Below are 20,208 nucleotides of genomic sequence, written 5' to 3'. Positions count from 1 at the left end.
GTGCGGGAATTCACGCGGAAGACCCTAGCACAGCGGCGCGCGCCTCGGGCACGCCCACCGGCACGCGGGCCACCCCATCCCCCAGCGCCCGCGACTGCACCGAGTGCGCGGCCGACGCCGCCTCACGCGGGAAGTCGGTGCGGTGATGCCCGCCGCGCGATTCCTCGCGGGCCAGGGCCGCGCGCAGCAGCCGCTCCCCGATCAGGGCGAGGTGCCCCGCCTCCAGACTCTCGCGGGACTCGGCGGTCACGGTCGGCCAGTACCAGCCGTCCAGCGCCGCGCGCAGGCCCGCCGCGTCCCGGCGCAGGCCCGCCGCGCCCGCCACCACCGAGCGCAGAGTGGGCAGGCAGGCCGGGTCCACCAGCGGCGCGGGCAGGTCCTCCGAGCGGGCGGGCACGGCCTTCAGGGCGGCCAGGGCCGCGCGGGCCGCCCGCGCGCCGAATACCAGTCCCTCCGACAGGCTGTTGCTCGCCAGGCGGTTCGCGCCGTGCAGGCCACTGGACGCCACCTCGCCCGCCGCGTACAGGCCCGGCACGGTCGAGCGGCCCTGCACGTCCGTCTGCACACCGCCCATCGTGTAGTGCACGGCGGGCTGCACCGGGATCAGGTCCGCGCCCAGATCCAGGCCCAGCGGGGCCAGGGACGCCGTCACCGTCGGGAAGCGCGAGCGCACGAACGCCGCGCCCAGGTGCCGCAGGTCCAGATCCACGCGGCCCGTCGCGGCGATCTCCGCGGCGATCGCGCGGGCCACCACGTCCCGCGGCGCGAGTTCCAGCGCCGGGTCATAGCGCTCCATGAAACGCTCGCCGCGCGCGTTCAGGAGCCGGCCCCCCTCACCCCGCGCGGCCTCGGTGACCAGATGCGCCGCGCCGCCGCGGACCACGGCGGTCGGGTGGAACTGCACGAACTCCAGGTCGCGCAGCGCCGCGCCCGCCTGCCACGCCAGCCCCAGCCCGTCCCCGGTGCCCTCGGGCGGCGCGGTCGTCACCGGGTACAGCCGCCCGAAGCCCCCCGTGGCGAGCAGCACCGCCCCCGCCCGCACCCGCACCGGGCCGTCCGGCGTGAGCAGGTCCGCGCCGACCACCGCGCCGCCCGACACGCGCAGGTTCCGTACGAACGCGTGCTCCAGCACCCGCAGCGCCGGACTGCGGCCCGCCTGCAGCGCCTCGGCCAGCGCCACGCTGATCGCGTGCCCGGTCGCGTCCCCCTGATGCCGGATGCGCGCCCGGCTGTGCCCGCCCTCCAGGGTGGCGTGCGGGCTGAACGTCACGCCCAGGTCCCGCAGCGTCTCCACGTGCGAGCGGGCGTCGCGCACGAACGCCTGCACCGCCTCCGGTTCGCACAGGCCCCGCCCGGCCTTCACGGTGTCCTGCGCGTGCGCGTCCTCGTCGCCCTCTGCCAGCGGCGCGGCGATCCCGCCCTGCGCCCAGCGGGTCGAACCGCCCACCAGCGGCGTCTTGCAGGCCAGGATGACGTCCGCGCCGTAACTGCGCGCCGTGAGGGTCGCGTACGCCCCGGCCACCCCGCCGCCCACCACGAGCAGCTCCGTCTCCAGCATCTTCACGCCGCCCAGGGTACGTCAGGGCGCCACTGATGCGCGGTGCCCATCTGGGGGACACGCCCCTTGCTACACTGCGAACCGATGACCCGAATCCTGCTGGCCCTGGCGGGCGTGATCCTGCTGGCGGTGACGGCCCTGGCCGCCGTGTGGCTCCTCGGGCAGCTCCTGACCGGCCTGGGCCTGTTCATCGTTGGCGCGGCCGGGGTGCTGGGCCGCCTGCTGTGGTTCCTGCTGATCACCGGCGTCCTGGCGGGCGTGGTGTACTTCGTGGCCAGCGCGTGGCGGCCCAGCGTGCGCGCCCCGGTCCGGCCCTACACGACCCAGCCCGAGGTCAGGCGCGCCGCCCCCGGCAGACCGAAGCGCGGCCGCAGCGGCAAACGCGCCGAGCCCACGCCGATCGTCCCGGCCAGCCCGGCGCCCAGCAGCGTCGCGCCCGCGCACCCGGCACCGGCTGCCCCGTCAGCGTCCGAACAGGCCCTGACTGAATCTGCCCTGACTGAGCCCGTCCAGACCGAGCCGGCCCCGACCGAAGCGCCCGAAACCGAGGCTGCCCCGGCCGGGCCGGTCAGATCCGGCGGTTGAGCGGCTCCCCGGCGCGTATGCTCCGGGCATGACCGACTCGCAGGTGGTGAATCCCGCGCGGTTCCTGGGCCGCGCCGACGCGTACGCCGCCGCCCGGCCCGGTTACCCCGCCGCGCTGGGCGCGTGGCTGCAGGAGGCCGGGCTGCTGTCGGGTGGCGTGGCGGACATCGGCGCGGGCACCGGGCGGTTCACGGCGCTGCTGCTCTCAGGTGGGGCGCGCGTGGCGGCGGTGGAACCCAACCCGGAGATGCGCGCCCACCTAGAAACCAGCCTGGAGGGTGCCGTCCGCGCCGGGGGGCTGAGCGTCCACGCGGGCACCTCCGAGGCCACCGGTCTGCCGGACGCCAGCGCCGGGCTGATCACGGCGGCGCAGGCCGCGCACTGGTTCGACCCGGCCCGCACCGTCCCGGAGTTCCGGCGGGTGCTGCGGCCCGGCGGGCGCGTGCTGCTCGTCTGGAACGACTGGCGCGCGGCGGACAGCCCCTTCAACCGCGCGTACGGCGAGGTCGTCCGGGCCTTCACCGGGGACGACCCGCTGCGGACCCGCGTGCTGGAGGACGAACTGCCCCAGCACCTCCCCGGTGGGTTCACGCGGCACACCTTCACGCACGGGCACCCCCTGACGCGCGAGGGCCTGCGCGCCCTGGCGACCAGCGTCAGCTACCTGCCGAACCACGGGGACGAGACCTACCCGGCGCTGGAGCGCGCGCTGGACAGTGCCTTTGACCGGCACGCGCAAGGCGGAGGGGTCACCCTGGCGTACCAGACGCAGGCGTTCCTGGGCCGCCTGGACTGACGTCATGCGGACTCCGGTCGACAGGTGTGCAACAGCTTTCAGCCCCAGCGGATGCGAGGAGGAGTGAAGCGGGTGCCGGACGTGGCGTGGACGGAGCGGTGGTCTTCCGATCCGTCCACGAAACAGACGGAATCCGTATCACAGCGGTTTCCAGTTCCATTGAAGGGCCAACACCACGCCCTTCAATTCCACTTCCAACCGCTGGTGATGTCAGGTGCTCGCTCCGCTCGTTCAGGAGTATTGAAGGGCACCTTCAATACTCCTGAATTCTGCTGTCAGTCGGCCCGGTCGGGCAGGAAGGACCGCAGCAGGTCGGCCAGCAGCGCGCGGTACGCGGCGGGCGCGGTGGGGCGCACGTGGTACGCGCTGGCGCCGGCGCGGCGGGCGGCGGCCGCGCCGCGCAGGTCCTCGTCGGCGCTGAGGATCACGACCGGCAGCGTCTGCCCGCCCGGCGAGGCCCGCACGGCCCGCAGGATGTCCAGGCCCATGCAGCCGGGCATGTCCTGCTCGACGATCAGCAGGTCGGGGCGCAGGCCGTCCGGTCGGGTCAGGTCGCGCAGCAGCGCGGCGGTGGGTGGTCCGGCCTGCACCGCGCAGCGCGGCCAGGTGTCCTGGATCAGGGTGCCCAGCAGGGTGCATTCGTGCGGGTCGTCGTCCAGGACGACGATCAGGGGTGACCGTGTGGTGACGTCGGGAAGGGTGGGACGGGTCATGGTGGGGTGCCGTCACTCTGCCACGTGTCGGGCGGCGGCGCGCGCCGATCTGCGGGGCATGGCCGGGCACGGCGCGCCGGATAGTTCAGAAGTGGACAGCTGTCACGGCATTGTCCAGAGGAAGACGTGTTCAGTCAGGCCCTGAAGATGAAGGTCTCATAAAATGGGTGGGTATGGTGCCCCGAAACCGCAGTGTCAGGCGAACCAAGGCGGCGCTCCAGTCCGCACTGGTGGACCTCCTGCTGGAACAGAAGAACCTTCAGTCCGTCACGGTGCAGGCCATCTGCGACCGCGCGAACATCAGCCGTTCGACCTTCTACCTGCACTTCGAGAACAAGGACGAGGTGCTCAGCAGTTACCTCCTGCAGATGATCGGCCGGGTCCACGACGCCCTGCGCGCCTGGACCGGCTCGGACGACACCCGCTGGACCGTGTACTTCGCGCATATCGCGCACATCGCCCCGATCCTGGGTTCCCTCAGTCCGGACGGCGGTCCGCACGCGATCCTCTCGCGGTACGAGCGGCAGTTCGCGGTGATCATGCAGGACCTCGTCATGCCGGGCCGCGTTCCCACGAACGACACGGCGGTCGGGTACGCCGCGCATTACCTCAGTGGGGGCCTGCTGGCCCTGACGTGGTGGTGGGTCGAGGAGGACCGCTGCGCCACGCCCGCGCAGGAGATGTCCCGCCGGTACCACGCGCTGTGCAGCGGCCAGCTCTGCCCGTAAACCCCATCACGTGAACGGAGGCGGCCCAAGCTGTGGGCCGCCTCCCGCTTCGGGGGGGTCGCGCTTACTGCCCGGCCAGGAACGCCGCCTGATTGCGGTAGAAGGCCTTCACGTCCCGGAAGGACAGGTTCCCCGTGATGTCGATGTGGTCGTACCCGTCCACGCGGCCCAGGCGGTACCAGCTTCCTGGGGCCGTGATCTGCCCGGTGTACGCGGCGCTGCTCTGACCCAGCGGGGCGTTCATGGAACGGTTCGGGACGATCCCGTCGTTCGCCCACCACGAGCTGTCGTACCCGATCCCGCCGGGGCTGCGGCCGCTGATGTTCCCCAGGCCCGGCTTGAGCGGCCACGCGTACGGGTACGCGATGGGGGAGAGGACGGCGTTCATGGTCAGGTTCGGGTAGTGCCAGCCCGAGACGAGGCCCCTGCTGGTGGCGTTCGTTTCCCAGGAGAAGTACTTCGTGGTGCGGCTGCGGCCCACGTACGTGTTCAGCGCCGCCGAGCCGTCCACGCTCAGGTCGTACGCGGCCTGATCGCGGGACGTCCAGATGCCGGAGTTGAACACGCGCGTGTTGTACGAGGTGAAGGTCTCACCGGCCGCGCGGCTCAGGCCCCAGTGGCCCAGGTCGAAGTCGTACACGAAATTTTCGGGATCCAGGCCACCCACGCTGGACGCGAAGGCCAGGATCAGGTTCTTGAACATGGGAATCGAGTCCTGCAACGTGTCGGCGGCCGGGGAGCCGCTGTTCGGGGAGCTGACCGTCATGACATTGCGCACCCACCCGGCGCGGCCCCCGGTGAACAGGCCGCCACTGGCGCGGTTCGCGGCGTCCCCGTCGTCCAGCAGTTTCACGAGCAGCCGCGCGGTCTGCCCGCCCATGGAGTGCCCCAGCAGGTTCACGGGGCGCGTGGCGTCCCAGCCGGGGTAGAACCCCGCGTAGCATTTCTTCGTGTCCTTCTGCGCGTGTCCGTGCGTCTGGGCGTGCGCCGCGCCGTAGTCCACGCAGCCGCCCCTGATCTGCGCGTACAGTTCCGCGGCGCGGTCCCAGTTGCTGCTGACCGGCCCCAGGCTGGCGGTGTACACGGTGTACCCCTGGGCGCGGAGGTCGGCCTGCACGTCCAGCAGTCCGCCCCAGTAGCGCAGGCCCAGCCCCTCGTCGCGGCCCCAGCCGCCCAGCCCGTGCACGAGGATCAGCGGGACGCTCTTGTCCAGGGCCAGCGTGCGCGGTTGCGTGCCGCCGGGGTACGTGGCGGTCAGGTCGGTGAGTTTCGGCGTGGCGGTCGCCTCGGTCGGGGTGGGGGTCGCGGCGACGCTCAGGCGGGTGTCCGCCCTGGCCGGGGTGGGCGCGGCGGGGTCGCTGCGGCACGCGGACAGGAGGCTGGTGACGGCAAGGAGCAGCGTGAGGGGAAGGCGGGGTGCGGTCATACGGTCTCCTGGGTGGCGACCCAGGCGGCCACGTTCCGCCCGGGTCGGGGGCGGCGTGTGGGGGCCGGTCGCCGGGTGAATTGTGGGTACGCGAGCATGGTGACACCCGGCTGACCCGCTGTCTTGACCCGGGTTCAGAAGAACGGATTCGGGCAGTGTGGGACGCGCGGCGTGGCGTTCCGCTCCATACGGTCCCCGAATCCAGCTCCCAGGGGGATTGGCGATTGAAAAGTTTTATCTGGAAAATCCAGTCAATCTCACGCCGTCCGCTGCGGAATGCGGCATCATGGGGCGCATGACGAACCCCACCCCCCGCCCGCAGACCATGGCGGAAAAGATCCTCTCCCGGCGCGGCACGCAGACGGTGTACGCCGGTGACCTCGCGGTCGTCGAGGTCGATCAGGTCATGGTCGTGGACTCCATCGCCCAGAGCTTCATCCAGCGCATGCAGCAGGACCTCGGCGCCACGCCTAAATACCCCGAACGGGTCAGCATCGTGATCGACCACGTCGCTCCCGCCAGCACCGTCAGCGTCGCCCAGGCGCAGAAGGAAGCGCGCGAGTACGCCGCGCAGACCGGCGTCCGCCTGTTCGACGTGGGCCGCGGCATCTGCCACCAGGTCCTGATGGAGGAAGGCCTGGCCCGCCCCGGCTGGATCGTGCTGGGCAGCGACAGCCATTCCACCACGTACGGCGCGGTCGCCGCGTTCGGCAGCGGCATGGGCGCCACCGACATCGCCCTGGCCGCCGCCAGCGGCAAGACCTGGCTGAAAGTCCCCGACAGCGTGAAAGTCACCTTCACGGGCGACCTGCGGCCCGGCGTGACCGCCAAGGACGTCGCGCTGGAGATGATCCGCCGCCTCGGCGCGGACGGCGCCACGTACCAGAGCATCGAGATGCATGCCGGGGACCGCTTCACGCGCGGCGAACGCATGACCCTCGCCAACCTCTGCGTCGAGGCGGGTGCGAAGGCCGGACTGGTCGTCCCCGGCGGCGAGATCCTCACCGCGTACGGCTACGACATCCCCGACTGGGTCTACCCGGACGGGGGCGCCACGTACGTGCAGAGCATCGAGATCGACCTGGGCGCCCTGAACCCCCGCATGAGCGCCCCCAGCGAGGTGGACAACGTGTTCGACGTCGCCCAGCTGCGCGAGGACCTCCGCGACGTGCCCGTGGATCAGGTGTTCATCGGCACCTGCACCAACGGCCGCATCGAGGACCTGCACGCCGCCGCCGACGTGTTGCGCGGACGGCGCGTCGCGCCCGGCACGCGCCTGCTGGTCATCCCGGCGAGCAGTCAGGTCATGGAGGACGCCATGGCCGACGGCACGCTCCTGACCCTGCAACGCGCCGGGGCCGTGCTGGGCACCCCCGGCTGCGGGCCGTGCATGGGCCGCCACCAGGGTGTGCTGGCCCCCGGCGAGGTCTGCGTCAGCACCAGCAACCGCAACTTCATCGGGCGGATGGGCGACAAGGACGCCCGCATCTACCTCGCGTCGCCCGCCGTGGCCGCCGCGACCGCCGTCATGGGCCGCGTCTCGCTGCCCGAGGACGTCCTGGCCACCCCGGTGGGTGTGTGACCGACCCGAACTTCTGGGCGGTCCTCGACGCCCTCATGGCGGACGCCGACGTAGTTGTGGAGCGCCCCGCCGGGTCGGCCCACCCGCGCTTCCCGGACACCCCCTACCCGCTCGATTACGGGTCGCTGCGCGGCACGACCTCCGGCGACGGCGCGGAGATCGACGTGTTCGTGGGCCACCCCGGCGCGCGGGCCGTGACGGGTGTGGTCGCCACCGTGGACGCCCGCAAGCGCGACACGGAACTCAAACTGCTGCTGGGCTGCACGCCCGGGCAGATGCAGGCGGTGCAGGCGTTCCTGTCCTGGCCGGGCTCGTTTGGCTGCGTGGTGCTGCCTCGCCCGACCTCTCATCCCCTTGACCATTCAGGCCGTTCGGGCCAGGAGTAACCCAGCATGCCGAGAATCTGGAAATTTGGCGACAGCGTGAATACCGACGACATCCTGCCGGGCAAGTTCGCGCCGTTCATGGCGGGCGAGGACGTGTTCCAGACGTTCGCGTTCCATTACATCCGCCCGGAGTTCGCCGCATCCGTGCGGCCCGGTGACGTATTGATCGGGGGCCGGAACTGGGGGCTGGGCAGCAGCCGTGAGTACGCTCCGCAGGCGTTGAAGAAGTTACAGGTTGGGGGGATCGTCGCGCCGAGTTTCGCGCGGATCCACTACCGCAACCTCCTGAACCTGGGCATTCCGGCGTTCGAGTACAACCTGACCGGGCTGCTGGAGGATGGCGCGGAGGTGTCCCTGCACGTGCCCACGGGCGTCCTGACGTACGCGGGCGGGACGGTGCAGTTGCCGCCACCGCCGGAGTTCCTGCGTGAGGCGCTGGCCGAGGGGAGCATCATGGCGTTCTTCAAGAAGCACGGGCGTTTTCCCGGCGAGCCCGCCTAAACTGGGTTCATGGCGACCCTTGAGATTGATTGCCCCATCTGTGCCGAGGTGCTGGAACTGACGGATCAGGACCGCGCGGAGCTTCAGGTGGGGGACGTGATCGTGTGTTCCTCCTGTCATTCGGAAATGGAGGTGACCCGCAACGACGGCGGCGAGGACTTCGAACTGGAGCTGCTGGGCGCGATGACGACCTGCCTGAACTGCGACGAGGAGTTCGAGGTGACGGCGGAGATGCTGCAGGCGGCCCCGATGACCCGCGCGCAGGACGGCGTGGAGGTCGCGCTCATGACCTGCCCGCACTGCCGCGCGAAGTTCGAGCTGGAACTGGCGGACGAGGAAGGGTGAGTCCCCTAGGCAATAACAAACGATAAGCCCGATATCGTTTAGCCTATCAAACGCAAGGAGTGATTATGGCTACTGTTCAATTTGAAAACCCCGATACCGGCGCGACCATCGAACTGACCAACCCCGAACTGGGCGAACTCGTCATCGACGACGAGACCGGCGTGGAATACGAGGTCGTCTCCATCGACCCGCCCCGCCTCGAAGCCGCCCCGCAGGAAGCGGAGGACTGGGGCGAGTAAAGCGGAATACGTGGGCGGTCAACCCGGTGGTCCGGCAGCTGAGGGCGCAGTTCCCGAAGGTGTCGGACCTGAGCGGAGCGAGAACCCGATTCCAGCAGCGATCTGAAGTGGAAGGAACGGACGTGTTGTTCGCCCGTTTCTGAAGCGGAGGATCGCTGCCACGCCCTGGCACCTCTGCCGTCTGACCGCCCGCCCGCTTTCCCCCAGGAGACCAGCATGGCCGACCTCGCCGTCCTGTACGACCGCATCCGCCCCGACGAGAAGATGCTCTTCGAGGCCCTCGACGACCTCGGCGTTCCCTACGACAAGGTCTACACCCCGCAGCTGAAGGTCACCTTCGACGAGCAGGGCCGCGCGGGCGTGCCCTGGAAGGTCGCCATCGAACGCTGCGTCAGCCAGAGCCGCGGCCACGGCGTGACGCGCGCGCTGGAAGGCTTCGGGGTGAAGGTCATCAACCCCGCGCACGTCATCGAACTGTGCGGCGACAAGCTCGCCACGAACGCCGCCCTGCACGCCCACGGGCTGCCCACCCCCCGCACCGGCGTGGCCTTCGACGGCGACACCGCCCTGACCCTCATCGAGGAGATGGGCTACCCGGTCGTCCTGAAACCCACCGTGGGCTCCTGGGGCCGGATGGTCAGCCGCCTGAACGACCGCGCCGCTGCCGAGGCCGTCATCGAGCACAAGGAAGTCCTAGGCGGGCCGCAGCACGGGATCTTCTACGTGCAGGAACTCATCAACAAGCCCGGACGGGACATCCGCGCGTTCGTGGTGGGCGGCGTGTGCATCGGCGCGATCTACCGAACCAGCGAACACTGGATCACGAACACCGCGCGCGGCGCGAAAGCCAGCAACTGCCCCGTCACGCCCGAGATCGCCGACCTCGCCGGGAAGGCCGCCGCCGCCGTACACGGGCAGATCGTCGCCATCGACCTCGTCGAGGACCCCGCCGCACAGAACGAGTGGGGCGGCCTGAAGATCATCGAGATCAACCACACCATGGAATTCAAGAACTCCGTGGCGACCACCGGCGTGAACATCCCGCGCCTGATGGGCGAGTACGCGATCAGCCTGCTGTAAAGGCAAACCCCGGAACAGGCCAACAGGGGAGGCCCGGTGCGCTACACACCGGGCCTCCCTCTGTCCTGTGCTCAGTCCAGCACGTCGATGCCCGCCGCGCGCACGCGGTCCCGCACGTCCCGCACGCCCTCGCCACTGACGCGCATCACGAAGCGGCGGCGGCCGTTCTCCCCGCCGAACGTCGCCACCGAGATGATGTTGCTCGGCAGGATCGCGTGCGTGGCCTTCTCCAGACTGCCCGGCACGTCCGGCATGTCCAGCGTCAGGCGCTGCCCACCCTCGCGCATGCCCAGGATGCCCGTGAACGCCCGCAGGACGTCCATGGTCGTGATGATGCCGCTCAGCTGCCCCGCGTCGTTCAGGACCGGCAGGCCGCCCACGTGATGCTCCTGCATCCGCAGCGCGGCGTCCTCCATGTACTCGCCCTCGGCCGCCGTGATGACCGGGCGGGCCATCATCTCGTCCACCGTCAGCTTGCTCAGCAGGTAGTTCAGTTCCCACACGCTCAGGGTCGTGGCCTTGCTGGGCATGGCGTCCTTCAGGTCCTTGCGGGTCGTGATGCCCACCAGGCGTCCGTGCCCGTCCAGGACCGGCAGGCGGCGGAATCCGCCCTCCTTGAGGATCTTCAGGGCGTCCATCACGGGCGTGTCGGGGGTGACGGTCACCGGGTTGCGGGTCATCCAGTCGCGAACGAGCATACCCGCAGTGTACCCAGCCCGGGCGCGCGGGGGCGGCCAGAACGTCCCGCCCTGACGGATGATACGGATTCCGTTTGTTTCGCCAACACTCCGGAACTTCACCGGATTGCCGACTGCACGTCCGGAGGGGCGTTTCTCTCCTTCTCTCCTCCGCTCGGACACAGCGGGCTGTGCAGCCCATTCAATCGGAGTCCGTATGACACCGCACGGATGGGAAGTGCATGTGACGCGCGTCAGGTGCCCTTCATTCGGCTCAGAATGCCGCGTGCTACGTTTCCAGGCATGAAGATCAGCGCGAAACTCGTGGCCCCCGTGGCCCTCGCCGCCGCATTCGGCCTCGGCATGGTCGCCCCCCACGCGCAGACCACCCCCCAGAAGGTCGCGTTCGTGGACGTCAGCAAGCTCCTGGCCGCCCACCCCAACGACAAGAGCATCAAGGACATCCAGGCGAAGGCCGAAGCGGAACTCGGCGCGATCGACAAGCAGATCAAGGCCATCGACGCCAAGGGCGCCAGCGCCACCGCCGCCGAGAAGCAGACCCGCGAGCAGCTCGTGAAGACCATCCAGGCCAAGGCCGCGGACTACGACAAGCAGATCGACCCCAAGATCACCGAGATCGAGCAGGCTGTCGACAAGGCCGTGAACACCGTCGCCAAGAGCAACGGCTACAGCATCGTCATGGACAAGACCGTCGCCGCCAAGAGCGGCCTCGTGATCTACGCCGACGACAACACCGACCTGACCGCCGCCGTCGCCAAGAACATCAAGTAACCCACCCAGCGCCGGTCGCCGCCTGCCCGCAGGCCCGACCGGCGCTGCGCCTTGCAAGGAGGTTCGCATGAACCGCTTCCTGATCCTCGCGCCCCTGGCGCTCCTCGCCACCGTCCCTCACGCGCAGCAGAGCAAGAACCGCGTGGGTGTCGTGAACGTCCAGAACGTCATCAAGAACATGAGCGGCAGCAAGACCTACCTGGACCTGAACACCAAGTCCAGCGCCGACCTCAAGGCCCGTCAGGCCACCCTACAGACCCTGGCCACCAAGGCCGCCCGCGGTACCGCCGCCGACAAGGCCGCGCTCACCAAGGCCCAGCAGGACTACGCCAAGGTCCGCGACGGGTACGTCAAGCAGATCGAGACGGCCTTCAAACCGCTGGCCACCAAGGTCAACACGGCCGTCGCGAAGGTCGCGAAGACCAACGGGTACAGCATCGTGCTGGACGCCAACGTCGCCAACGCCACGAACCTGATCGTCCACGCGAACACCGCCGTGGACCTCACGCAGGCCGTGCTGAAGGAAGTCAAATAACCGGACGCGCACATCAGTGAGCAGCAGAAGAGGGGGAGACCGGTCACCGGCTCCCCCTCTTCGACTGTGCGTGCCCTCAGGATCAGAGCTTGATGGTCTCGTTCTCGCCCTGGTGGGCGTGCTCGCCGGTCACGAGGCCCCTGGCGATCTGAATGAGGCTCCGGACCTTGCCGTCGCTCTCCCAGTACTCCGCGCCGTTCGCGGCGATGTGGATCAGCTGGATGTTCGGGTCTTCCTTGCCCTGCGGGAAGTACGCCTTGTACATGTCGCTCCAGAGTTCGTCCAGCTTGGCGCGGTCCTCGACCAGTTTCGCCTCGCCGTTCACGCTGACGTACACGCCCTTGTCAGGGCGGGCGTAGCTGACGTTCACCTGAGGGTGGGCGCGCATCGCGGCGACCTGCTCGGTGTCCTTCCCGCCGATGAACCAGATGTCCCCGTCGAATTCCACTTCCTGGGTGGTCATGGGGTGCGCGTGCAGGTGCCCCTCGGCCGTCTGGACGGTCAGCATGGCGAACTTCACGCCCCCCATCAGGTCGGCCAGTTTCTTCACGTCTCCGGATTGCTGTTGTGTCATGTCCGGAGCCTCCCACCCGGCCCGGGCGCAGAATGCAGCCGTCGGCACCGTGTGAACGCCGCCCGAAGCCCGCGTGAACGCCCCCTCACGGGGACATGAGGGGCCGGGCGCGCTCAGGCGGACAGACCCAGCGCCTCCCGCAATTCCTGGTGTGAGCGCAGCACCCGCGACGCCCCGATGGCCTGCATGTGCGCGGCGCTGTCCGGGTGGATGTGCCCGGCGGCGAGCAGCGCGAACAGGGTCGCGCCCGCCGCCACCCCGGCGGTGCCGCCCGGCACGGAATCCTCGACGACCACGCAGCGCGTGACGTCCACGCCCAGCCGGGCAGCCGCGAACACGTAAAGCTCGGGGTGCGGCTTGCCCCGCCCACCCACCCACGACGGATCGTAGGCGTGCGCCCCGACCAGGTCCGCCAGTCCCGACGCGCGGAGCTTCAGGTGGAGGCGACCCCGTTCACTGTTGCTGGCCACCGCGAACGGAATCCCTGCCGCGCGCAGGGCCAGCAGCGTCTCCCGTGCGCCCTCAATGGCCGGGAGGTCATGGAACGCCTGATTGAACCGTTCCTCCAGCACCGGCAGGAACGCGTCCGTGGCCGTCCAGCCGTGCAGCTCCTGAAGTCGCAGCAGCACGTTCGGGAAGGTCTGCCCGACCGCCATATGCGAGAACTCGTTCGCTGCAATGGGCAGGCCGTGCTCGGCCAGCGTCCGCACCCACACCCCCTCCGCCCGGTGCTCGCTGTCCACCAGCACGCCGTCCAGATCGAACAGCACCCCCTCGAACGGCATCTCCTCGAATGGCATCAGGTGTCGCTGTCCGGGCCGTGCTCCCAGCCCGCCAGCACGTGAATGTGCGTGTGGAAGATGACCTGACCGCCCCCGGTCCCGCAGTTCACGACCAGCCGGTAATCCTCGGCGTGCTGCCGCGCCACCTTCACGGCCGTCAGCCACAGCTCGCCCATCTCGGCGGCGTCCGTGATCGCGTCCACGCGGGGCGTCATGCGCTTGGGAATCACCAGCAGATGAATGGGAGCCTTCGGCGCGATATCCCGGATGGCGATGTAATGCTCGTCCTCGAACACGATGTCACTGGGAATCTCCCGCGCGATGATCCGCTCGAACAGGGTGGGCTGGTCACTCATGCCGCCCACTCTACCCACCCCACTCGCCTTCATGTGGCGTTCACGTTCACCCGGGCGGTGATCCAACCCCGCCCCGCCCCGCATATGGCTGGATGTCAAGAACGAACCCCGCCACCCAGCGACGGTTCACCCCCCCAACCTCCCCACCCCCACACCGGACCCCCCGACAGGCGGCGTCCAGGGGCGACCACACCCAGGAGCACCACCATGAGCCACCACACCGAACAGCAGATCATCACCGACGCCCAGAACGAAACCGCCATGAATCGCCGCGCCGCCATGGGCTTCCTCGGCAAACTCGGCCTGGGCGCCGCCGCCATGGGCCTCGCCGCGGGCAGCACCGCCAGCGCCGCCCCCGCCAAGAACATCGACGGCGACGTCCTGAACTTCGCCCTGAACCTCGAATACCTCGAAGCGGCCTTCTACCTCGCCGCCGTGGGCCGCGTGAACGAACTGCGCAAGATCGGCGGCGGCGCCGACATCATCCTGCCCGCCAGCCTCGACCAGGACCGCGGCATGCAGTTCAAGGACGGCAACGTCCAGGCCCTCGCCCGCGACATCGCCGAGGACGAACTCGCGCACGTCAAGTTCCTGCACGGCGCACTCGGCAAGGCCGCCGCACCCCGCCCCGTCATCGACCTGAACGGCGCCTTCCGCGCCGCCGGACAGGCCGCCAGCGGCGGGAAGATCGACGGCTTCAACCCCTTCGCCAACGACCTGTTCTTCCTGCACGGCGCGTTCATCTTCGAGGACGTGGGCGTCACCGCCTACAACGGCGCCGCGACCCTCATCACCAACCCCGCGTACCTCCAGGCCGCTGCCGGCATCCTCGCCGTCGAGGCATACCACGGCGGCGCCATCCGCAGCATGCTCTTCCAGCAGCGCCAGGTCAGCGCCGCCGCCGGACTGTACGTCGGACAGGTCGTGCAGGCCATCAGCAACCTGCGCGGCAAGGTCGGCGGCATGAAGGATCAGGGCCTCACCGACAACGCGGGCCGCGCCGTCATCGCCCCGGCCGACGCGAACGGCGTCGCGTTCCCCCGCAGCACCCGCGAAGTGCTGAACATCGTCTACCTCGCCCCCGGCGCCAAGAAGGGCGGCTTCTACCCCAACGGCCTGAACGGCAACATCAAGTAATTCCCCTGGTTGGACGGTTTTCCCAAACCGTTCAACCCGAGCGGACTCGCAGAGCTTCAGAGAAGAGCGAGAAGGGTACGAAAGGATTCCGGAAGTGGAGTGGGCAGATCGGTGACTTTCCGATCTGCCCACGAAACGGACGGAATCCGGAGAACAGCGGTTCAACAGAACTGTTCCCACCCGCCGGTCAGGGCCTCAGCGCTCTGACCGGCCGGTGCTGTCCAGCGCCTCCCGGTAGGACGCCACCGACTCGCCTGGGCAGGACAGCGGATGCACCTGCACCAGCCGCCGCCACGCCTCGACCCGCTGATCGTCCACGAGCACCTGCGGTTTGGGCAGGAACGCCGCGAACACGCCCTCCAGGCCCACCTCACGCGCACTGTCCCGCGCGTACGCGGCCCCGCCGGAACTCCAGCAGTAGAGCTCCGCGCCCTGCGCCGCCAGCTCGTGCACATGAGCGATTGCCCCCGGGATCGGCACCCGTGACCGCCCCACGTTCCGCACCAGCGTCTCGTCCACATCCACGTACACCACAAGCGGTGGCGGGGTCATCAGATCACTTCTCTGTAGGCGACGCTCTGGCTGCGGTTCTGCAGTTCGCTGCGGAGGTACTGGAGGCGGGGGTGTTCCAGTTTCGGGTCGTGCGCGAGGATGTGTTTGGCGAGTTCGCGGGCCTGTTCGATGATCTGCGTGTCGTTGGCGAGGTCCGCGAGGCGCAGGTCGGGGATGCCGCTCTGGCGGGTGCCGCGGATCTCGCCGGGGCCGCGGAGTTTCAGGTCGGCCTCGGCGATGACGAAGCCGTCGGTGCTGCTTTCGATGATCTTGAGGCGCTGGCGGGTTTTCTTGCTGTGTTCCCCGGCGATCAGCACGCAGTAGCTCTGGGCGCTGCCCCGGCCGACGCGGCCGCGCAGCTGGTGCAGCTGGGCGAGGCCGAAGCGTTCGGCGTTCTCGATGACCATGACGGTGGCGTTGGGGACGTCCACGCCGACCTCGATGACGGTGGTGGATACGAGGATGTCGAAGTCGTGCGCGCGGAAGCGGTCCATGACGTGGTCTTTCTCGGCGGCGCTCATCTTGCCGTGCAGCAGGTCGATGCGGGCTTCCGGGAGGATGGTCTTGAGGTCGTCGGCGAGTTGCGTGGCGGCGAGCAGTTCGAGGTTCTCGTTCTCCTCGATGAGGGCCGTGACGACGAACGCCTGCCGTCCCTCGCGGATCTGGCGCATGACGAACCCGTAGGCCTGCTGCCGGGCGGTGTCCTGAATGAGTTTGGTTTCGATGGGTGTGCGGCCCGGCGGCAGTTCGTCGATGATGCTGAGTTCCAGGTCGCCGTACGCGGTGAGCGCCAGCGAGCGGGGGATGGGCGTGGCGCTCATGACGAGTACGTCGGGGCGTCCCGCGAGGAGTTTGCGGCGCTGTTGCACGCCGAAGCGGTGTTCCTCGTCCACGACGGCCAGCCCGAGGTTGTCGAAGCGCACGTTCTCCTGAATGAGCGCCTGGGTGCCGACCACAACGTCCACGTTCCCCTCGGCGATGCGGGTCTGCATTTCCAGTTTCGTCTTCGGGGTCATCGCGCCGATCAGGAGGCCCACGCGGATGTCGAGCTGTCCGAGGTACCCGACGAGGTTCGCGTAGTGCTGCCGCGCGAGGATCTCGGTGGGGGCCATCAGCGCGCCCTGGTAGCCGTCCCGCACGGCGAGGTACAGGGCGCAGGCGGCCACGGCGGTCTTCCCGCTCCCCACGTCTCCCTGCACGAGGCGGGCCATCTGGCGGTCGCTGCGCATGTCGTCCGTGATTTCCAGCAGCACGCGCCGCTGCGCGTTCGTGAAGCGGAACGGGAGGGCGCCCTCGAAGGTGTGGATGTCGTCGCCCTTCGCGTTGAAGCGTTTGCCCTGCAGCACGGCGTCCTCACCCTGGAGGAGCATGCGGAGTTCCAGGAACAGGTACTCGTCGAAGCGCAGGCGGTGGTTCGCGCGGCTCAGGTGCGCCTCGTCCGCCGGGAAGTGGATGCCCCACAGCGCGTCGCTGAGGTCCGTCACGCCGTACTGCCGCCGCCAGTGCGCGGGCAGGTAATCGTCCAGCGGCACGGCCTGGAGGGTGCGGAACGCGGCTCGGCGCAGGAACTCCTGCGAGATGCCGTCCTTCGCGTCGTACACGCCCACGATCCGCCCGGTACTGAGGCTGTCCTGCGCGCCGTCCACGGTCTCCAGGTGCTCCACGCCCAGTTGCACGCTGCGCCCGAAGCGTTTCACGCGGCCCGTCAGGACCAGCCGGGCGCCCTCGCGCAGCTGCTTCTCCACCCATGGCTGGTTGAACCACGTCGCCTTCACGCGCCCACCGGACGGCGTCTCCAGCGTCACGTCCAGGATCTGCATGCCGGGTTTGGGGCTGCGGCGGGACTTGGCGACCACGCGGCCCTCCACCGTGACCTTCTGCCCTTCCTCGATCTCGGACAGGTCGGGCAGGGCGCGGCGGTCCTCGTGTCGGTGCGGGTAGGCGTGCAGCACGTCGCGCAGCAGGTGCAGGCCCAGCGTGTGCAGTTTGCGTGCGCCGCCGGGGCCACTGTCGAGCCGCTCGACCGGCGCGTCCGGGAGCAGGCGCTCGCCGGGCTCGGCGGTGGGCACGGCGACCCGCCTGGCGACCGGGGCGGCGCGGGTCGCGGCCTTCTGGCTGTCGGGTTCGGTCAGCAGGTCCAGGGCCGCGCGCAGTGCCACCTCGCGCCCTGCCGCGTCCAGACCCGCGTACCCGGCCAGGGCCTCACGCACCTTCGGGAAGGGGTTCCCCAGCGGCGAGGCGAGCAGTTTCTCCACGCCGCCCGCCACCACGCGGTTCTGGCAGCCGGACGCCAGCTCCGCCGCCAGGGGCCGCCGCAGTTTCTCCCGTAATTCCGCCACCGTCGCCATCGAGCACACAGCCTAGCAGAGCGGACTCGATTATGTGCGGGACAGAATTTTGGGGTCGAAAGGTCGAGGGTCTAAGCGTCAAAGGGGATCAGCCTTAGACGCTTAGACCCTCGACCCTCAGCTCAATTCAGCGTCTTCGCGGTCGTCGGGACCTGTCCCAGCAGGTGGTCCAGCCGGTCCAGCAGCGTCCGGGCACGCAGGGCGTCCTCGCGCGATTCAGGGCTCAGCGGCAGGACGCTCGCGGCGAAACTGGCGATCAGGAGGGGGTCCTCCGGGGCGGCGGCGCGCAGAGCCTCGGTGTTCTCCGGGTTCAGGCGCAGCAGGGCCGACAGGAGTTCACGGGCGGTGGCCTGCGCCGCCCCCTCGGCCTCGGCGGGGCTCAGGTCACCTTCAGCCTCCAGCGGCCACAGGGTCACGTCGGCGCTCAGGTACGGGTGGTCCGTGTGGAAGTCCTGCACCTGGAAGCGGTCGCCGCCCGCGATGATGATCGTGCTCGTGCCGTCCTCGTGCGGATCGGCGTGCCGCAGGTGCGCCAGGGTACCCACGCGCGACACCCGGTCCTGGAACGGCAGATCCGACTCCTTGGACGTCTGCAGGATGCGCACGATCCCGAACGGCTGCCCGCTGGCCTGCACGTCCGCCAGCAGCGTGCGGTACCGGGGTTCGAACACGTACAGCGGCAGCACCACGCCCGGGAACAGCACCAGATTCGGCAGGGGAAACAGCGGAACGCGCATAGGCTGTCATGCTGGCGCGTTCCGCCCCGCGCGACTTGAGCGCATCCCACAGAAGAAACGAAGTTTTGACTGGATTCTCACGTTCCGGAGGGCGTCCCAATCGGTTTTTTCTTGCGGTTCGGCTTCTTCGGTGGCGGCGGTGGGGGCGCGCCCCAGCCCGTCAGGTCGTCCGGGGTGGCCCCCAGGGTCAGCAGCGTGGCGCTGTCCTGCGGGGTCAGCGGGGCCGAGGCGAGCAGGTCCGGGCGGCGGGTTAGCGTACGCCTGAGCGCCTGCTCACGCCGCCACGCTGCGATGGCCGCGTGGTTCCCGCCGCGCAGCACCTCCGGCACCTCCTGCGACTGCCACGCCAGGGGCCGCGTGTACTCGGGGTAGTCCAGCAGGCCCGAACTGAACGAATCGGCCCGGTGCGAGTCCGCGTCGCCCAGCACACCGGGCCGCAGGCGGGCCACGGCCTCCAGCACGCACGCGGCGGCCGCCTCGCCGCCCATCATCACGAAGTCCCCGATGCTCAGTTCGCGCGTGACCAGCCCCTCAACGCGGGCGTCGAAGCCCTCGTAGCGGCCGCACAGGAACACGAGGTGCGCCTTCCCGGCCAGTTCCTCCGCGACCGCTTGGGTGAACGGCTGCCCGGCCGGACTGAACAGGATTACCTCGTCGGCAGGCGGCAGGCTGGCCATGGCGCGCTCGGCGACGTCCACGCGGATCACCATGCCCGCCCCGCCCCCGTACGGCGTGTCGTCCACCTTCAGGTGTTTGTTCTGCGAGTAGTCCCGCATGTTCACGAGGTTCACGTCCACCAACCCCCGCTCGCGGGCCTTCCCGAGGATCGCCTCGGACGCGAAGGGCGCCAGCAACTCGGGGAACAGCGTCAGAAACGAGAAGGTCAGTGGGCCGTCCGGGGTGGGCTCAGGCGTCATCGCCGCCGACCTCAGGGGCATCCGCCTCCAGCAGACCCGCCGGGGCGTCCGCGGAGAGCGCCAGCGACGCCGGGCGCCTGCGGTCGTTCAGGTTCACCAGCACGTACGGCGCCTGAAGGGGCACGAACGACTCGCCGCCCTCGTGCCGCACGACCAGCAGGTCCTGATGCCCGGCGTCCTCCACGTCCACGACCTCGCCCAGCACCTCGCCACCCGCGCCGTGCAGGGTCAGGCCGCGCAGCTCGTGGTAGTAGTACACGCCCTCCTCGGGCTCGGGCAGCTCGTCGTCCGCCGCGAACACGTTCAGGCCACGCAACTCCTCCGCCGCCTCGCGCGACGTCACGCCCGCCAGGTGCAGGGCCACGCCCGGCGCGAGCATCTCCAGCCGCGCGACACGCAGCCAGCCGCGCCCCTCCACGAACACCCGCTTCAGCGCCCGGAACTGCTCCTGGTCACCCAGCACGTACACCTTCACGCCACCCTTCACGCCATGCGGCCCGAGGAAATACCCGAGCCGCGTCCGGTCCTGCCCGCCCGTCACGCTTTTCTGGGCGCGTCCAGGTCGACGTTCAGCCGTTCGCGCGGGTCCGACGCGGCGCGCACGAGCGTGCGGATCGCCTGGATCACGCGCCCCTGACGGCCGATCAGGCGGCCCTCCTCGCCGGGGCCGACGCGCACCATCACGGTCGGGCCGCGCTTCGAGACGCGCACCAGCGACGGCTGGTCCACCACGCTCTGCGCCAGGAACAGGGTCAGATCCACGGGATCACTCTTCATGCGCGGCATTCTACGCCATGCACCCCCCGCGCGCCGGACGCCTCCCATGCCCCCGGTGTGCGCCCCGGCACGCGGCGGCACGTGA

The 20,208-nt window shown here is 69.7% G+C and carries 25 protein-coding genes; 12 read left to right on the top strand and 13 right to left on the bottom strand.

Annotated features, from left to right (window positions below; all coding sequences use genetic code 11):
• Nucleotides 1-10: 10 nt before the first annotated feature.
• On the bottom strand, nucleotides 11-1,558 hold the full coding sequence (gene nadB, locus DEIGR_RS09095; protein WP_236704792.1) for an L-aspartate oxidase: 1,548 nt from the start codon (nucleotides 1,556-1,558) through the stop codon (nucleotides 11-13).
• 84 nt (nucleotides 1,559-1,642) lie between these two features.
• Between nadB and DEIGR_RS21305 the strand changes: the two genes are divergently transcribed.
• Together DEIGR_RS21305 and DEIGR_RS09085 are read left to right on the top strand one after the other, a co-directional pair.
• Nucleotides 1,643-2,143: a hypothetical protein gene (locus tag DEIGR_RS21305; RefSeq protein WP_236704712.1), complete on the top strand. Its 501-nt coding sequence runs from the start codon at nucleotides 1,643-1,645 to the stop codon at nucleotides 2,141-2,143.
• A gap of 28 nt (nucleotides 2,144-2,171) precedes the next feature.
• Entirely contained in the window at nucleotides 2,172-2,939 is a 768-nt protein-coding gene (locus tag DEIGR_RS09085) for a class I SAM-dependent methyltransferase (protein ID WP_058976670.1), read from the top strand.
• Between the two features lie 275 nt (nucleotides 2,940-3,214).
• On the opposite strand, the gene DEIGR_RS09080 is transcribed toward DEIGR_RS09085, so the two are convergent.
• Nucleotides 3,215-3,652, bottom strand: coding sequence for a response regulator (locus tag DEIGR_RS09080; RefSeq protein WP_058976669.1), 438 nt, complete (start codon nucleotides 3,650-3,652; stop codon nucleotides 3,215-3,217).
• Between the two features lie 230 nt (nucleotides 3,653-3,882).
• Here DEIGR_RS09080 and DEIGR_RS09075 point away from each other — a divergent pair, with 230 nt between their 5' ends.
• Nucleotides 3,883-4,380 (top strand): TetR/AcrR family transcriptional regulator, encoded by a 498-nt coding sequence (locus DEIGR_RS09075; protein ID WP_160329925.1) that lies wholly within the window; start codon nucleotides 3,883-3,885, stop codon nucleotides 4,378-4,380.
• A gap of 64 nt (nucleotides 4,381-4,444) precedes the next feature.
• Here DEIGR_RS09075 and DEIGR_RS09070 read toward each other — a convergent pair whose 3' ends face one another.
• Entirely contained in the window at nucleotides 4,445-5,806 is a 1,362-nt protein-coding gene (locus DEIGR_RS09070) for an esterase/lipase family protein (protein ID WP_058976667.1), read from the bottom strand.
• Between the two features lie 295 nt (nucleotides 5,807-6,101).
• On the opposite strand from DEIGR_RS09070, the gene DEIGR_RS09065 reads away from it, so the two are divergent.
• From DEIGR_RS09065 to lysX, 6 genes are all read left to right on the top strand, one after another.
• Complete coding sequence (locus tag DEIGR_RS09065) at nucleotides 6,102-7,388, top strand: 3-isopropylmalate dehydratase large subunit (protein ID WP_058976666.1); 1,287 nt, start codon at nucleotides 6,102-6,104, stop codon at nucleotides 7,386-7,388.
• Nucleotides 7,385-7,774 carry an inorganic pyrophosphatase gene (locus DEIGR_RS09060; protein ID WP_236704711.1) on the top strand — a complete coding sequence of 130 codons (390 nt, stop codon included), beginning with the start codon at nucleotides 7,385-7,387 and terminating at the stop codon, nucleotides 7,772-7,774. The genes DEIGR_RS09065 and DEIGR_RS09060 overlap by 4 nt, the downstream gene beginning before the upstream one ends.
• A 6-nt stretch (nucleotides 7,775-7,780) precedes the next feature.
• Nucleotides 7,781-8,275, top strand: coding sequence for a LeuD/DmdB family oxidoreductase small subunit (locus tag DEIGR_RS09055; RefSeq protein WP_058976665.1), 495 nt, complete (start codon nucleotides 7,781-7,783; stop codon nucleotides 8,273-8,275).
• A gap of 9 nt (nucleotides 8,276-8,284) precedes the next feature.
• On the top strand, nucleotides 8,285-8,620 hold the full coding sequence (locus DEIGR_RS09050; RefSeq protein ID WP_058976664.1) for a hypothetical protein: 336 nt from the start codon (nucleotides 8,285-8,287) through the stop codon (nucleotides 8,618-8,620).
• 65 nt (nucleotides 8,621-8,685) lie between these two features.
• On the top strand, nucleotides 8,686-8,859 hold the full coding sequence (gene lysW, locus DEIGR_RS09045) for a lysine biosynthesis protein LysW (RefSeq protein WP_058976663.1): 174 nt from the start codon (nucleotides 8,686-8,688) through the stop codon (nucleotides 8,857-8,859).
• A 216-nt stretch (nucleotides 8,860-9,075) separates the two neighbouring features.
• A complete protein-coding gene (gene lysX / locus DEIGR_RS09040) occupies nucleotides 9,076-9,939 on the top strand; it encodes a lysine biosynthesis protein LysX (protein WP_058976662.1) in 864 nt (287 codons plus the stop codon).
• Nucleotides 9,940-10,010: 71 nt separating this feature from the next.
• Here the strand turns inward: lysX and DEIGR_RS09035 are convergent, their stop codons facing one another.
• On the bottom strand, nucleotides 10,011-10,637 hold the full coding sequence (locus tag DEIGR_RS09035) for a CBS and ACT domain-containing protein (RefSeq protein ID WP_058976661.1): 627 nt from the start codon (nucleotides 10,635-10,637) through the stop codon (nucleotides 10,011-10,013).
• A 282-nt stretch (nucleotides 10,638-10,919) separates the two neighbouring features.
• Between DEIGR_RS09035 and DEIGR_RS09030 the strand changes: the two genes are divergently transcribed.
• Both DEIGR_RS09030 and DEIGR_RS09025 read left to right on the top strand, forming a co-directional pair.
• Nucleotides 10,920-11,408: an OmpH family outer membrane protein gene (locus DEIGR_RS09030; protein ID WP_058976660.1), complete on the top strand. Its 489-nt coding sequence runs from the start codon at nucleotides 10,920-10,922 to the stop codon at nucleotides 11,406-11,408.
• A 67-nt stretch (nucleotides 11,409-11,475) separates the two neighbouring features.
• Complete coding sequence (locus tag DEIGR_RS09025; RefSeq protein ID WP_058976659.1) at nucleotides 11,476-11,943, top strand: OmpH family outer membrane protein; 468 nt, start codon at nucleotides 11,476-11,478, stop codon at nucleotides 11,941-11,943.
• Nucleotides 11,944-12,025: 82 nt separating this feature from the next.
• Here DEIGR_RS09025 and DEIGR_RS09020 read toward each other — a convergent pair whose 3' ends face one another.
• The 3 genes from DEIGR_RS09020 to DEIGR_RS09010 all read right to left on the bottom strand — a co-directional run bounded on the left by DEIGR_RS09020 (nucleotide 12,026) and on the right by DEIGR_RS09010 (nucleotide 13,655).
• Nucleotides 12,026-12,517: a pyridoxamine 5'-phosphate oxidase family protein gene (locus tag DEIGR_RS09020; protein ID WP_058976658.1), complete on the bottom strand. Its 492-nt coding sequence runs from the start codon at nucleotides 12,515-12,517 to the stop codon at nucleotides 12,026-12,028.
• Nucleotides 12,518-12,630: 113 nt separating this feature from the next.
• Nucleotides 12,631-13,317 carry an HAD family hydrolase gene (locus DEIGR_RS09015; protein ID WP_058976657.1) on the bottom strand — a complete coding sequence of 229 codons (687 nt, stop codon included), beginning with the start codon at nucleotides 13,315-13,317 and terminating at the stop codon, nucleotides 12,631-12,633.
• A complete protein-coding gene (locus DEIGR_RS09010; RefSeq protein ID WP_058976656.1) occupies nucleotides 13,317-13,655 on the bottom strand; it encodes a histidine triad nucleotide-binding protein in 339 nt (112 codons plus the stop codon). The genes DEIGR_RS09015 and DEIGR_RS09010 overlap by 1 nt, the downstream gene beginning before the upstream one ends.
• 207 nt (nucleotides 13,656-13,862) lie before the next feature.
• Here DEIGR_RS09010 and DEIGR_RS09005 point away from each other — a divergent pair, with 207 nt between their 5' ends.
• Entirely contained in the window at nucleotides 13,863-14,792 is a 930-nt protein-coding gene (locus DEIGR_RS09005; RefSeq protein ID WP_058976655.1) for a ferritin-like domain-containing protein, read from the top strand.
• A 195-nt stretch (nucleotides 14,793-14,987) separates the two neighbouring features.
• On the opposite strand, the gene DEIGR_RS09000 is transcribed toward DEIGR_RS09005, so the two are convergent.
• The 6 genes from DEIGR_RS09000 to DEIGR_RS08975 form a co-directional block, all read right to left on the bottom strand.
• Entirely contained in the window at nucleotides 14,988-15,344 is a 357-nt protein-coding gene (locus DEIGR_RS09000; RefSeq protein ID WP_058976654.1) for a DUF705 domain-containing protein, read from the bottom strand.
• Nucleotides 15,344-17,692 (bottom strand): ATP-dependent DNA helicase RecG, encoded by a 2,349-nt coding sequence (gene recG / locus DEIGR_RS08995; RefSeq protein WP_058976653.1) that lies wholly within the window; start codon nucleotides 17,690-17,692, stop codon nucleotides 15,344-15,346. The genes DEIGR_RS09000 and recG overlap by 1 nt, the downstream gene beginning before the upstream one ends.
• Before the next feature lie 122 nt (nucleotides 17,693-17,814).
• The gene (locus DEIGR_RS08990; protein ID WP_058976652.1) at nucleotides 17,815-18,429 is read right to left on the bottom strand and encodes an LON peptidase substrate-binding domain-containing protein; all 615 of its coding nucleotides are present in this window, start codon (nucleotides 18,427-18,429) and stop codon (nucleotides 17,815-17,817) included.
• Nucleotides 18,430-18,506: 77 nt separating this feature from the next.
• Nucleotides 18,507-19,346, bottom strand: a complete 840-nt coding sequence (gene trmD / locus DEIGR_RS08985; protein WP_058976651.1) for a tRNA (guanosine(37)-N1)-methyltransferase TrmD — start codon at nucleotides 19,344-19,346, stop codon at nucleotides 18,507-18,509.
• Nucleotides 19,336-19,887, bottom strand: a complete 552-nt coding sequence (gene rimM, locus DEIGR_RS08980; protein WP_058976650.1) for a ribosome maturation factor RimM — start codon at nucleotides 19,885-19,887, stop codon at nucleotides 19,336-19,338. The genes trmD and rimM overlap by 11 nt, the downstream gene beginning before the upstream one ends.
• Nucleotides 19,884-20,123, bottom strand: coding sequence for a KH domain-containing protein (locus DEIGR_RS08975; protein WP_058976649.1), 240 nt, complete (start codon nucleotides 20,121-20,123; stop codon nucleotides 19,884-19,886). Before DEIGR_RS08975 ends, rimM begins: the two co-directional genes overlap by 4 nt.
• Between the last annotated feature and the right edge of the window lie 85 nt (nucleotides 20,124-20,208).

Origin of the sequence: Deinococcus grandis, assembly GCF_001485435.1 — a bacterium.
GTDB lineage: Bacteria > Deinococcota > Deinococci > Deinococcales > Deinococcaceae > Deinococcus > Deinococcus grandis.
This window is presented reverse-complemented; position numbering and strand designations above follow the sequence as displayed.

Coding starts and splice junctions, on each gene's coding strand:
- DEIGR_RS09005 (WP_058976655.1), top strand. CDS start 13,863: ATGAGCCACCACACCGAACAGCAGATCATCACCGACGCCCAGAACGAA.
- DEIGR_RS21305 (WP_236704712.1), top strand. CDS start 1,643: ATGACCCGAATCCTGCTGGCCCTGGCGGGCGTGATCCTGCTGGCGGTG.
- DEIGR_RS09020 (WP_058976658.1), bottom strand. CDS start 12,517: ATGACACAACAGCAATCCGGAGACGTGAAGAAACTGGCCGACCTGATG.
- DEIGR_RS09080 (WP_058976669.1), bottom strand. CDS start 3,652: ATGACCCGTCCCACCCTTCCCGACGTCACCACACGGTCACCCCTGATC.
- DEIGR_RS09070 (WP_058976667.1), bottom strand. CDS start 5,806: ATGACCGCACCCCGCCTTCCCCTCACGCTGCTCCTTGCCGTCACCAGC.
- DEIGR_RS09010 (WP_058976656.1), bottom strand. CDS start 13,655: ATGAGTGACCAGCCCACCCTGTTCGAGCGGATCATCGCGCGGGAGATT.
- nadB (WP_236704792.1), bottom strand. CDS start 1,558: ATGCTGGAGACGGAGCTGCTCGTGGTGGGCGGCGGGGTGGCCGGGGCG.
- DEIGR_RS09050 (WP_058976664.1), top strand. CDS start 8,285: ATGGCGACCCTTGAGATTGATTGCCCCATCTGTGCCGAGGTGCTGGAA.
- recG (WP_058976653.1), bottom strand. CDS start 17,692: ATGGCGACGGTGGCGGAATTACGGGAGAAACTGCGGCGGCCCCTGGCG.
- DEIGR_RS09000 (WP_058976654.1), bottom strand. CDS start 15,344: ATGACCCCGCCACCGCTTGTGGTGTACGTGGATGTGGACGAGACGCTG.
- DEIGR_RS09035 (WP_058976661.1), bottom strand. CDS start 10,637: ATGCTCGTTCGCGACTGGATGACCCGCAACCCGGTGACCGTCACCCCC.
- lysW (WP_058976663.1), top strand. CDS start 8,686: ATGGCTACTGTTCAATTTGAAAACCCCGATACCGGCGCGACCATCGAA.
- lysX (WP_058976662.1), top strand. CDS start 9,076: ATGGCCGACCTCGCCGTCCTGTACGACCGCATCCGCCCCGACGAGAAG.
- DEIGR_RS09025 (WP_058976659.1), top strand. CDS start 11,476: ATGAACCGCTTCCTGATCCTCGCGCCCCTGGCGCTCCTCGCCACCGTC.
- DEIGR_RS09065 (WP_058976666.1), top strand. CDS start 6,102: ATGACGAACCCCACCCCCCGCCCGCAGACCATGGCGGAAAAGATCCTC.
- DEIGR_RS09030 (WP_058976660.1), top strand. CDS start 10,920: ATGAAGATCAGCGCGAAACTCGTGGCCCCCGTGGCCCTCGCCGCCGCA.
- DEIGR_RS09055 (WP_058976665.1), top strand. CDS start 7,781: ATGCCGAGAATCTGGAAATTTGGCGACAGCGTGAATACCGACGACATC.
- DEIGR_RS09085 (WP_058976670.1), top strand. CDS start 2,172: ATGACCGACTCGCAGGTGGTGAATCCCGCGCGGTTCCTGGGCCGCGCC.
- DEIGR_RS08990 (WP_058976652.1), bottom strand. CDS start 18,429: ATGCGCGTTCCGCTGTTTCCCCTGCCGAATCTGGTGCTGTTCCCGGGC.
- DEIGR_RS08975 (WP_058976649.1), bottom strand. CDS start 20,123: ATGAAGAGTGATCCCGTGGATCTGACCCTGTTCCTGGCGCAGAGCGTG.
- DEIGR_RS09015 (WP_058976657.1), bottom strand. CDS start 13,317: ATGCCATTCGAGGAGATGCCGTTCGAGGGGGTGCTGTTCGATCTGGAC.
- trmD (WP_058976651.1), bottom strand. CDS start 19,346: ATGACGCCTGAGCCCACCCCGGACGGCCCACTGACCTTCTCGTTTCTG.